At 43.6% G+C, this 13,274-nt stretch carries 7 protein-coding genes; 4 read left to right on the top strand and 3 right to left on the bottom strand.

The window, feature by feature from the left end; genetic code table 11:
- Positions 1-32: 32 nt before the first annotated feature.
- From Q9R21_RS03135 to Q9R21_RS03125, 3 genes are all read right to left on the bottom strand, one after another.
- Entirely contained in the window at positions 33-311 is a 279-nt protein-coding gene (locus Q9R21_RS03135; RefSeq protein ID WP_311203716.1) for a hypothetical protein, read from the bottom strand.
- 64 nt (positions 312-375) lie between these two features.
- A complete protein-coding gene (locus Q9R21_RS03130; RefSeq protein ID WP_311203715.1) occupies positions 376-1,698 on the bottom strand; it encodes a hemolysin family protein in 1,323 nt (440 codons plus the stop codon).
- 127 nt (positions 1,699-1,825) lie between these two features.
- A complete protein-coding gene (locus Q9R21_RS03125) occupies positions 1,826-2,815 on the bottom strand; it encodes a LysR family transcriptional regulator (RefSeq protein WP_004280551.1) in 990 nt (329 codons plus the stop codon).
- Between the two features lie 660 nt (positions 2,816-3,475).
- On the opposite strand from Q9R21_RS03125, the gene Q9R21_RS03120 reads away from it, so the two are divergent.
- The 4 genes from Q9R21_RS03120 (at position 3,476) to mgtE (ending at position 13,232) form a co-directional block, all read left to right on the top strand.
- A complete protein-coding gene (locus tag Q9R21_RS03120; protein ID WP_004280550.1) occupies positions 3,476-5,077 on the top strand; it encodes an isocitrate lyase in 1,602 nt (533 codons plus the stop codon).
- Between the two features lie 257 nt (positions 5,078-5,334).
- Positions 5,335-8,430, top strand: coding sequence for a multidrug efflux RND transporter permease subunit (locus Q9R21_RS03115; RefSeq protein WP_311203714.1), 3,096 nt, complete (start codon positions 5,335-5,337; stop codon positions 8,428-8,430).
- A gap of 172 nt (positions 8,431-8,602) precedes the next feature.
- The gene (locus Q9R21_RS03110) at positions 8,603-11,731 is read left to right on the top strand and encodes an efflux RND transporter permease subunit (protein WP_311203713.1); all 3,129 of its coding nucleotides are present in this window, start codon (positions 8,603-8,605) and stop codon (positions 11,729-11,731) included.
- Positions 11,732-11,891: 160 nt separating this feature from the next.
- On the top strand, positions 11,892-13,232 hold the full coding sequence (mgtE, locus tag Q9R21_RS03105) for a magnesium transporter (protein ID WP_311203712.1): 1,341 nt from the start codon (positions 11,892-11,894) through the stop codon (positions 13,230-13,232).
- Positions 13,233-13,274: the final 42 nt, after the last annotated feature.

The following is a 13,274-nucleotide window of genomic DNA, read 5'->3' as shown; positions in this document are numbered from 1 at the left end:
GATATAAACAAAAGCATCTTCGGGTGCTTTTTTTAATCACGATACATCAGTGCAATCAGCCAACTGATGGGCAAAATAAATAAACGCCACCAGGTAATCAAGGGCCAATAAAAATACTCTCCAAATCTCAAGGTGGAGTCGAATCCTTGACGACGACGTTCATGCGGGGAGGGAATAATGAAAACCGTTAAAACCATCAGAATGATGGCTGCAAGTATAAGCAGGGGATTCTGCTGTTTGGCAAAAAAGAAGTAAAACAAATACAGGGCTGAATAAAAAAACAGACATGCCAATAATGCAGAAATATTCATCACTCACCTTATGATTTTTTTCTTAGAATAATTTTTAAATATAGGAATAAAAAGAAGAACCAGATTAATCTGATTCTTCCTGAATAACTGAATTGGTTTCGAGCAGGCGGGTTACCAGTAACTGGTCAATTTTAAAATGATCGACATCCACCACTTCAAACTTATAAGCACCAAATATCACGGCATCTGCAGGACGTGGAATCTTGCGTAATTTATACATCATGAAGCCAGCGATGGTTTCATAGTTCTCATCATCAGGCATTTCATCAATTTCAAGCGCATGCTTGATATCTTCAATCGGTGTACTGCCTTCAATCAACCAGGAATTATTGTCACGTTTAATAATTTGCTGATCTGCTTCAATAGGCGTCACCCAGTCACCCATCACGGTAATCATAATATCGGATAGGGTAATCACTCCGACTACCAGCGCATATTCATTAATGACGACGGCAAACTTTTCCTTGGTAGAGCGGAAACGGTCCAGAACTTCCGATAAGGTCAAAGTGTCAGGAATGGTCAACACATTACGGATGGTATTTTCATTGAGCTGCAGCAGCGACTGGTTGTTCAGAATACGCACCAGAATGTCTTTGGCATCGACATAGCCAATCACACTGTCGATGTCATTGCTACATACCAGAAACTTGGAGTAGGGATATTCTGCCAGCTTTTGCCGAATACTTTCTTCCGGTTCATTCAAGGTGAAGAACACCACATTTTCACGTGTGGTCATACTTGAAGGTACGTTACGCTCTTCAAGTTCAAATACATTTTCAATGAAATGGTGTTCCTGCTTCTGGAGTACACCGGCCTGTGCACCCGCATCCATCACTGCAGAAATATCATCAAAAGTAATATTGTCATCACGGATGGTATTTACTTTAAACAGACGGAACAGCATGTTGGCAATCGCGTTAATAAACCAGGCCAAAGGTTTACAGACTTTAATGAAAATCTGAATTGGCTCGATGACTGAGACTGCGATCTTTTCTGGCGCAATCATGGCTAGACGTTTCGGCATCAGGTCTGCAAATAAAATAAATAAAGAAGTGACGACCGTGAAGGAGAGCGCAAAGCTGATATTTTCAGCCCAAGGTCCCTGGTAAAAGCGGGAAACGAAATTATAAATATAAGGACGGAAGGCGCCTTCACCTAAAATACCGCCGAGAATGGCGACTGCATTTAAACCAATTTGAGAGGCTGCAAAGAAATCCGCAGAATTTTCTTGTAGATCTAAAACTTTTTGAGCGCGATGATCACCCGACTCAGCCAGAATTTTGAGTTTGACTTTGCGGGCACCTGCGAGGGCGATTTCAGTTAAAGATAAAAAACCGGCCCCCGTGATGAGTATTAAGATAATCACGATATTTTGTAAGAGGCTCACAAATCCACCTGTGGATGAATAGTATCTTGGGATATTTTTAACACAAAAAAAGACTTGAGGTGTAACAATGACATCTCAAGTCTTCGAAGTATAATCTTAAAAAATAAGAATTTAGAAGATTTTGAGTTTAATAATGTGAAAATTGAGAATTATTGCTCAGGAATTCACGGTTTTCTTCTTCAATCATCTGGCGGGCGACATATAAAATCAGCTGACGTAACCAGCGATGCGCCGGATGATGATGCAATAAAGGACACCATGCCATTTTCAATTCAAATTCAGGAATATAAAACGGCGGATCTTTGAGAATTAAATTGTGATTCTTGGCTTGCAAACGTGCAATGCGTGAAGGCAGTGTTGCGACCAGATCGACATTGGCAGCCAATAATCCCGGCATTTGATAGTGACGGGTAAAGACTGAGATTTTACGTTTCTGGCCAATACGTTCTAAAGCCTGATCGATCCAGCCTAAACCGGCCTGTTTTTCAGGATTTACCCCGAAGCCAACACCCATACCGGTTTTGGAAACCCAGATATGCTGTGCATCCAGGTAACTTTTAAGGTTTAAGTTGCTTGCGGCAGGATGCTTGTTATTTAAAAGGCAAGAAAAGCTGTCACGCCAGACCAAAACCTGATGAAAACTTTGCGGGATTTCATTAAAACGGTTGATTGCCAGATCGACCTTGCCTTGTTCCATGTCACGATATGACACGTCACTTGGCGTCAGGAAGTCTAATACCACGTTCGGTGCTTCTGAACGTAGGGCTTTAACCAGACGTGGAACCAGCGTGGCTTCTGCATAATCCGAGGTCATGATCCGGAAGACACGATTTGAGGTATATGGACGGAACTCGGTACGTGGTTCCAGGATCATCGACAGATCAGCGAGCGCATCTCGAATGCGGGGCTGCAATTCTAAGGCACGTTCAGTGGGTGTCATGCCTTCAGAAGAACGAATCAGGAGGGGATCATTAAATAAATTGCGTAATCGGCGTAAGATGTTACTCATGGCAGGCTGGGTAACGCCCAGTTGTTCTGCTGCACGTGTGACATTTTTTTCGCGAAGAAGTACATCAAGATAAATTAATAGATTGAGATCGACCCGCTCCAGATTCATAAAAGAAATACCGAGAATAAATACAAGAAATTATGAAGATTATGCCATAATTGCCGGGCCTTGTGTAAAGCGTCGATGAAAAAAGCCATGTGCTCACTGATAAAGTTTACAAAATTAACACAGGCTTAAGCTCCATTATTCAAAGTGTACATAAGAGAAAAGATGCACGTTAAATAGAATATCATTTAGCCTTTTTATAGAGGGAAATGAAAACCATCTTTTCGCTTTAAAAGAACATGAGAAAGGCTGTTCTTACGTTCAGTATTTGAGTGAAAAGTACACTAAATCGAGAATTCATCAAGTTGAATAAATCATCAAAGATCAGTATTTTTTAAAGATAAAAGGGCATAAACCCCATATCCAGACTTAAGTCTAATGAATTATTTTTAAGCAACATGTGGAAATTTTATCCATTTTTATTTTTAAATAAATATATATAAAACATAATCTTAATTTAATCTATCAAGATTGTAATAAGACTTTGATCTACTCATTTTTTAAATAAATACTGAAGATTCTTGCAGACTATTGGATTAATTTTCATAAGCCCACTAATCTTTAGCTATCCCAACGGATCGTCGAAAATCTGAACAAGTCATTGAGGGTGTGATTTGAGCGGTTCGTTGCAGAAAAATCCTAATATTATTACAGGAATATATCATGACTACATACCAAACAGCGATTGATGCAATCCGCGAATTAAAAGCGAAATTCGGTAACACTTGGGCAGACATCAGTCCTGAAGATGCTGCGCGTATGCAACTTCAAAACCGTTTCAAAACTGGTTTAGACATTGCGAAATATACAGCGGCAATTATGCGTCGTGATATGGCTGCTTATGATGCAGACTCTAGCAAATACACTCAATCACTAGGTTGCTGGCACGGTTTCATCGCGCAACAAAAAATGATTGCGAACAAAAAATACTTCGGTACAACTGAACGTCGCTACATCTACCTTTCTGGTTGGATGGTTGCAGCGCTTCGTTCAGAATTCGGTCCACTTCCTGACCAATCTATGCACGAAAAAACGTCTGTTCCTGCATTGATCGAAGAAATCTACACATTCTTACGTCAAGCTGACGCGAAAGAATTAAACGACTTGTTCCGTGCACTTAAAAAAGCACAAGAAGCGGGCGACACTGCTAAAGCAGCTGAAATCACTTCACAAATCGACAACTTCCAAACTCACGTTGTGCCAATTATTGCGGACATCGACGCTGGTTTCGGTAACGAAGAAGCGACTTACTTACTTGCTAAGAAAATGATCGAAGCGGGTGCTTGTGCACTACAAATCGAAAACCAGGTTTCTGATGCGAAACAATGTGGTCACCAAGCTGGTAAAGTAACAGTTCCACACGAAGACTTCATCGCGAAAATCCACGCTCTTCGCTATGCATTCCTGGAAATGGGTCTTGACGACGGTATCATCGTTGCACGTACTGACTCTGAAGGCGCTGACTTGACTCAAAAAATCCCAGTGGTTAAAGAGCCAGGCGACATCGCTTCTCAATACATCAGCTACTTAGATACAACTGAAATCGACATTTCAGAAGCTCAAGAAGACGAAATCCTGATCAAGCGTGATGGTAAACTTCACCGTCCTAAACGTCTTGCTTCTGGTCTATACCAGTTCCGTGAAGGCACGCAAATCGACCGCGTTGTACTTGACTGTGTAACTAGCCTACAAAATGGTGCTGACTTGCTTTGGATCGAAACTGCGACTCCAAACGTTGCTGAAATCGCTCACATGGTTAACCGTGTACGTGAAACAGTTCCAAATGCGAAACTTGTTTATAACAACTCGCCTTCGTTCAACTGGACTTTAAACTTCCGTCAACAAGCATATGACCGTTGGGTTGCTGAAGGTAAAGACGTTTCTGCTTACGACCGTGCTAAGTTAATGAGCGCTGAGTACGATGCAACTGAACTGGCTGCTGAAGCTGACGAAAAAGTTCGTACCTTCCAAGCTGATGCTGCTCGTGAAGCGGGTGTGTTCCATCACTTGATCACACTTCCGACTTACCACACAGCTGCGCTTTCTACTCATGAGCTTGCTCAAGGTTACTTCGGTACTGAAGGTATGTTGGCTTATGTTGCTGGCGTACAACGTAAAGAAATCCGCGGCGGTATCGCATGTGTTAAACACCAAGCAATGGCTGGTTCTGACATCGGTGATGACCACAAAGAAATCTTCGCTGGTGACAATGCATTGAAAGCTGGTGATGATTCTAAAAACACAATGAACCAGTTCAGCGCTTAATCCGCTTAATTGATTCACCAAAAAACCCTGCATCTGCAGGGTTTTTTGTTTGGAAAAATGCTATTAATAAATAGGGAAGAGCAATCTCAAGAACGTGCTCAAGAGGGATAATCCATAATTTCTCCATGATTGGTTTTTATCGCAGTTTTATGTGTTTAATTCTTGCATTCTAGTGCTATGTCACTGAATATTTGGATATAGCATGCTTATGTTCTGCATCAATTTACCCCCTATTTAATTAAAAGTGACCCGGATTTATGCTGTCTAAATTTTTTATCCACCGCCCGATCTTTGCTGGGGTACTGGCGATTGTTGTCATGGCAATCGGCCTGTTCGCAGTGATGAACCTGCCAGTGGAACGTTATCCGGACATTGCCCCGCCAAGGATAACGGTGGCAGCAACTTATAGCGGCGCTTCTGCGGAAACTGTGGAAGAAAGCGTGACTCAAGTGCTGGAACAGCAAATCAAAGGCATTGATCATCTGCTGTATTTCAGTTCGAGTAGTGATTCTTCAGGACGCAGCCGGGTCAGCATTAGCTTTGAGAATGGTACCGATCCGGATACTGCACAGGTGCAGGTACAAAATGCGATTAATGGGGTACTAAACCGATTACCGGAAGATGTACAACGCCAAGGTGTCAATGTCTTTAAATCGCTTGGCGATACTCATATGGTGATTAGCCTGTATGATGAGTCGGGGCGCAGCAACAATATTGAACTTTCCGACTATCTGATGACCCATCTGGAACAGGACATTTCCCGGATTGAAGGCATTGGTGAGGTGGATGTTTTTGGTTCACAATACGCGATGCGAATCTGGCTGAATCCGGCAAAATTAAAACAATATAACCTGATGCCAAGTGATGTGCGTGCCGCAATAGAATCCCAGAATACCCAGGTCGCTGCAGGTGCGATTGGTGATCTTCCAGCCATAGACGAGCAATACCTGAATGCCAAAGTTACTTCGGGTTCACGGCTAAAAACTGTAGAAGAATTCCAGAATATTATTGTCAAATCGGATCGTGCCGGCAGCTTTATTTATTTGAAAGATATTGCCCGGGTAGAACTGGGTGCTGAAAATTATCAGTCTTATAGTACCAATAATGGTTATCCATCAGCAGGTCTGGGTATTTCACTGGCCTCAGGGGCCAATGCCATTGCCACCTCTAATCTGATTAAGGCTGAAATTGCCCGTATTTCCCAGCAATTGCCTGAAGGCTATAAAATTGCTTACCCACGTGACAATACGCCTTTTGTACAAGAATCAATTAAAGAAGTGGTCAAAACCCTGATCGAAGCCGTGATTTTGGTCATCATTGTGATGTTCATTTTCTTGCAGAATTGGCGTGCCACTTTGATTCCTACCGTGACTGTTCCAGTGGTGATTTTGGGTACGATGGCGGTGCTGTATGCACTGGGGATGAGTATCAACACTTTAACCTTATTTGCGCTGGTTCTGGCGATCGGCCTGTTGGTAGATGATGCGATTGTTGTGGTGGAAAACGTTGAACGGCTGATGCATGAAAAGCAACTGTCCGCCAAGGATGCTGCTCTGGAATCCATGCAGGAAATCAGTGGAGCACTGATCGGGATTACTCTGGTTTTGACCGCAGTCTTTATTCCGATGGCATTTTTTGGTGCATCGACTGGCGTGATCTACCGCCAATTTTCTATCACTTTGGTTGCGGCGATGTCACTGTCCTTAATGGTGGCATTGATTCTAACCCCAGCATTGTGCGCGTTTATTCTAAAACCGAATCCTAAACCGGCAAAATGGGCGTCCTGGTTTAACCAGAAACTGGATCATTTAAAACATCGTTATCTGAATTTGTCTAAACTCACGATCCAGCGTCAGGCAATCTGTTTGCTGCTGTTTGCCGGATTGATCGGTGTGTTTGCACTGTTCTATCGTTCCTTGCCGACCAGTTTCTTACCGAGTGAGGATCAGGGGATCTTAAGCTTGCAAATCAAATTGCAGGAAGGCGCCCCCATGAAAAATACCATTCAGATCGGTGAAGAAGTCCGTAAGTATTTTCTGGATCAGGAACAAGCCAATGTCAATCTGGTGATGATCCGTTATGGGCGAAATTTCTCTGGAACTGGTCAGAACCTCGCGACCGGTTTTGTAGCGTTGAAACATTGGGATGAGCGTTCCGGTCAGGACAATACTGCACAATCGATTCGTGAACGGGCTTTGAAGCATTTCCAGAGTAATCGCAATGCACAAATTAATGTGTCCATGCCAGCTTCAGTCAATGGTCTGGGACAAACCGATGGTCTGGATTTCTGGATTCGAGATATCAATGGCAATGGCCGGCAATATCTGGAACAGCAATTTAAAGCGCTGGAAGCTCGGGCGGGCAACTATACAAGCTTTGAAAATCTGGGCAAGCGTTCTAATCCTGACAAAGCAGAACTACGTGTCAATATTGATCAGAAACAGGCCATGGCCAACGGCCTGACTCAATCGGCAATCAACAGTACTTTATCCAGTGCTTGGGGCGGCAATTATATCAATGACTTTATTGATCGTGGTCGGATTAAACGGGTGATTATGCAGGGTGATGCTGAATTCCGTTCCAAGCCGGAAGATCTGGCACAGTGGCATGTACGAAATGACCAAAATCAGATGGTGCCTTTTAGCAACTTCTCGCAAGTGGGCTGGAGTGGTGGTCCTGAAGTGGTCAACCGCTTTATGGGGTATACCGCATTGCAAATGGAAGCCGATCGGGCCAAAGACAGCAGTTCCGGCCAGGCCATGCAAGATGTGGAAGCTTTAATTGCCGAGCAGGAAGGGGTGGATGTGGTCTGGAGCGGTCTTTCTTTCGAGGAAAAACAGTCCAATAATCAGGCGATCTGGCTGTATCTGATTTCAATTGGTTTTATTTTTCTTTGTCTGGCGGCTTTATATGAAAGCTGGAGCATTCCAACCGCCGTGATGTCAGCTATTCCACTCGGGATTGGCGGCAATATTATTTTCAGTTATCTGGCTGGTTTCCCGAATGATATCTATTTCCAGATTGCCTTGCTGACTACCATTGGTCTGTCCTGTAAGAATGCCATTCTGATTGTGGAATTTGCTTCATTAGCGCAGCAACAAGGTAAATCGGTAGTAGAAGCCGCACTAGAAGGTGCGTCTTTACGTCTACGTCCAATTTTGATGACTTCTTTGGCCTTTGGCGCAGGGATTTTACCGCTGGTCTTTGCTACAGGCGCTGGTGCGGTGAGTCGTCAGGAAATTGGCGTGAGTGTATTTGGTGGTGTCATTTTTGGAACATTGCTGGTGCTGATTTTTATTCCATTTATGTATGTTTTAATTCGTCGACTCATCATCAAAAAATCGCGTGCTTAAAATAAAGGAAAACTCTAGAGCTGAAAAATCCCCGTTTATACGGGGATTTTTTTATCGCCAAAACTCGTCCAATGACTGGTTGCGTTTTCAGCATGGTGTGAAAATTGCTATAAAAATCATCTATTCATACAAGAATGTGTCGTGAGAATGCATCTGATGGGGATTTTTATTCATGTTGTCACACTTTTTTATTTATCGACCTAAATTTGCAGCCGTCATCGCCATTATCATGATGGTATTAGGAATTTTTGCACTGCAAAAAATTCCGATTGAGCATATGCCGAATATGGACGCACCTGCGTTAGGGGTTTCTGCGGGGTATCGTGGTGCATCTGCGGAAACCGTTGAGCAATCGGTCACGCAAATTTTAGAACAAGCGGTGAAAGGCATTGAAGGTTTGGAAAGCTTTCAGTCCAACAGTAGCGTGGGACGTGCAAATCTGACACTGTCGTTTGAGCAAGGAGTAGATCTCGATCAGGCACTGTTGCAAGTGCAAAATGCGGTCAATGGTGTGCTAAGTCGATTGCCTGAAGAAACCCAGCAAAATGGAGTGGCTGTTTATAAACAAGGTTATGATCAATTTGCATTACTGAGTTTATATGATGAATCAGGGAAGGCGACACCTACAGAGCTTGCTGACTATTTAATGGTGCATGTTGAACCGCGTTTTTCCCGTATTGACGGGATGGGTGAGGTGGAGCTTTATGGCGCAGGCTATGCGATGCGCATTTGGCTCAATCCACATAAACTGCGCCAATTTAATCTGATGCCGAGTGATATTCGCAATGCAGTCGAGGTACAAAATGCATCACTTGTGTCTGGTTCTATTGGTGGATTACCGACAGCACAAGATCAATACATGAATGCCAAGGTTAGTGCGGGATCACGTTTAAGTAGTATTCATGAATTTGAAAAAATTATTGTGAAGACAACAGATTCAGGTTCGGTCCTGTACTTGAAAGATGTCGCACGTGTTGAGTTGGGGGCAGAAAGTTATAACCATTTAAATTATACCAACGGTCATTTATCCGCTGCGTTATCGATCCAATTGGCGCCACGGAGTAATGCCATTGCGGTTTCAGAGCAGATGCAAACGGTATTGAAAAATGCCCAAGCCAATTTGCCTGCACATTATCAATTGCGTATGACCATGGACAGAACCCCATTTATTACCAGTTCAATTGAACAAGTCGCGAAAACTTTGGTCGAAGCGATGGTACTGGTGGTTTTGGTGATGTTTATCTTCCTGCAAAACTGGCGCGCCACTATTATTCCTGCAGTCACGATTCCGATTGTAGTTTTAGCCACATTTGCGGTGCTGTATGTACTGGGAATGAGCTTAAACAGTTTTACCTTGTTTGCCCTGATTTTGGCGATTGGCCTGTTGGTCGATGATGCCATTGTGGTCGTGGAAAACATTGAACGTTTAATGCATGAAGAACATTTGGATGCTCAGGCAGCAGCTTTAAAGTCAATGAAGGAAATTAGCGGTGCATTGATCGGGATTACGTTGGTCTTAACGGCTGTATTTATTCCCATGGCATTTTTTGGCAGTATGACAGGGGTCATCTATTGTCAGTTTTCCATCACGTTGGTCGTGGCAATGCTACTTTCTTTATTGGTAGCACTTATCATCACCCCGACATTTGCAGCGCAACTGCTAAAGCATCAACCACATCAACCAAAATGGGCAAAGCGTTTTAATCGTGGCATGAATAAGCTCACCATGCGTTATCAAAAGCTCTCTGCACGTAGCATGCAGTTTAAAATGACGATGTTGGTTGTATTTAGTATATGTGTTTTAGGCTTTGGCTGGCTTTATAAAACCCTGCCCGAAGGGCTGATGCCAACGGAAGATATGGGCTTTGTCATGGGGCAAATTGTGATGCCGGGCAATGCCCCACGTTCTGAGATAGAAAAAGTGGGGCGTGAAGTCCAGGACTATTTAATGCAGCATGAATCTGAACGCATCCAGAGCATTGGGATTTGGTATAGCGGAAACAATGTTGGGGTTGGGCCTTATCGTGGTCAGCTTTTTGTCGTATTAAAGGACTGGGCAGCGCGTAAAAATCCTGAAGATAATGTCTTTGCCATTGTAGATCGTGCACAAAAGCATTTTGCCAATCATGCCAATGCCCAGATTTTCTTTATGGCACCTTCTATGTCAAGTAATGGACGTGTGGTCGACTTCTGGTTACAAGATCTAGATTCACGGGGCAGCGAGTTTTTACAGCAATCCTTCTCTGAGATTGAAACCCGTGCCAAAGCAAAATCATCGATTGAATATTTACAACTTGATGTACCCAAAGAAAGTGCCGAGCTGAATATTAAACTGGATATAGAACGTTTACTCAAATATGCCGTACCTCAGCAAAGTTTTAACAGTACGTTGGCTGCGGCTTGGAGTGGTACCTATATCAATGACTTTATTGATCGTGGACAAATCAAACGGGTCATCATGCAAGGCGAAGCGGAGTTCCGTTCTAAACCTGAAGATTTGGCACATTGGCATGTCCGCAATAGCACAGGCGAAATGTTATCGTTTAATCAATTCACTACGCTAAATTGGCAAGGTGGACCGAATAGTATCAATCGTTATATGGGCTATAACGCCGTGCCTGTATATGCAGGTATTCCCAAAGATCAATTTTCGAGTCAAACCATGCAAGATGTCGAAGCTTTAGTCGATGAACAAGACGGAGTAAATTTGGCTTGGAGTGGAGCCGCACTAGAAGAAAAACGCAGCAGTGGGCAAGCTATTTTCTTGTATCTAATTTCGATTGCCTTTATTTTCTTATGTTTAACGGCACTCTATGAAAGCTGGACGATTCCTGCTGTGGTGTTGACCGCGATTCCTCTGGGCGTAGGAGGAAGTATTCTGTTCTGTGCCTGGTTTGGTTTTGCGAACGATATTTACTTTCATATCGCCTTGCTGACGACTATCGGTCTGTCCTCTAAAAATGCAATTTTGATTGTAGAGTTTGCTGCACAAGCAGAGCGGGCAGGTCATACTCCGGTTCAGGCCGCGATAATGGCTGCGGGCTTACGCTTGCGTCCTATTGTCATGACTTCCATTGCATTTGCAGCGGGCGTACTGCCTTTGATGTTTGCCATAGGTGTCAGTGCAATCAGCCGGCAGGAGATTGGCAGTAGTGTTTTTGGTGGGGTGCTATTTGCCACTGTCCTGGTACTGCTGTTTATTCCCTTTATGTATGTATTGATCCGTGGTCTGATGATTAAAAAAACGGTTTCTCAATCAGTGGTGATAGAGCATCCATCTTTAGAAAGTGAACAAGCCTGACTCAGTCAGGCTTTTTTATGGCTAAATATCGAGGAATTGATTTATACAAAAAATATCGTCATATTGCAGCATGATCATTAAAATTATTCACATGAAAAATTAGGATACAGGTATCAGGACAAACATCTCTTGAATGCCAGACTTTTATAATGAGCTGCTTATGCCGACAATTTCAGAAAAAATCCAGCATATCCAACAACAATTACATTCTGAAAATCACGACATCGCTGTAGGTTTACTCAGTCAGCTGAATGTCGCCGATCAGGCGCGCATTTTAAGTCGTTTAGATGCTCGGCAACAGGCCCGAATTTTAAGGGAACTGAATGAACCAAGCTTGGTCTATGCTTTTATGCCCCTAGGGCAGCAGTTAAACGTGGCACAGCACTTATCTATTTCAGAACTTGTTCCCATTCTGGATGCAATGCCTTCTGATGATTTTGTCGATATTTATAAGCAGTTTTCGCCGCCGCTACAGCTGCAATTGATGAGCGCATTATCTGAAGAATCCCAGCAGACACTCAAAGATCTGGCCATCTATCCGGAAGGCACGGCTGGGGCCATGATGAGCTCAAGTTTTGTGACGCTATCACCTGATTTAACCATGGATGAAGCGATACAGGCTTTACGTGTGGTGGCCGCCGGGCAGGAAACCCTGTATCTGATTTATATTGTCGATGCAGAAAAACGGCTGATCGGTGTGATTTCCCTAAGGCAGATCATTCAGGCCTTACCTGAGCTGAGCATTGCCAAAGTGATGCAGCGTGACGTCATTTCTGCCCAGGTAACAGATGATCAGGAAATTGTGGCTAGAGCCTTGGCCTATTATGATTTTATTGCCTTGCCAGTGGTTGATGCCCAGCAAAAACTCTTAGGAATTGTCACCTATGACGATGCTATGGACATTGTCGAAGCCGAAACCACGGAAGATATTTTAAAGTCGGGTGCAGTGACGCCGTTGACTGAATTGAGCCTTAAAACTGCCCCGATTTTGATCCTGTATCAGAAGCGGGTCTTTTGGCTGGTCATTCTGGTTTTTGGCAGTTTGCTCTCTGGAATCGGCATTGCACACTTTGAAGAGATCATTGCCGCACATATCGTACTGGTATTTTTCTTGCCACTTTTGGTGGGCAGTGGCGGGAATGCCGGTTCGCAATCAGCCACCTTGATGGTGCGTGCCTTGGCCACAGGCGATGTCGAGTTCAAGGACTGGTTTAATTTGCTCAGTCGCGAATCTCTGGTGGCACTGTGCTTAGGCGGCACTATGGCGATTGCTGTATCCATTCTGGGTTATATTCGGGGAGATGTCATGGTCGCTGTGGTGCTGGCTATCAGTATGCTCGGGATTGTGTTGATGGGCTGCCTGATCGGCATGAGTCTGCCTTTTATTTTAAATAAACTCAAACTTGATCCTGCTAGTGCTTCGGCGCCGTTGGTGACTTCTATCTGCGATGCTACCGGTGTGATTCTGTATTTATTCGTTGCTTCCAAATTATTGTTTTAATTCACAGATTGATACATCAGCGTAGAAAAAATACTTTATGCT

It is taken from the genome of Acinetobacter sp. RG5 (assembly GCF_031844265.1).
Taxonomy (GTDB): Bacteria; Pseudomonadota; Gammaproteobacteria; order Pseudomonadales; family Moraxellaceae; genus Acinetobacter.
This window is presented reverse-complemented; position numbering and strand designations above follow the sequence as displayed.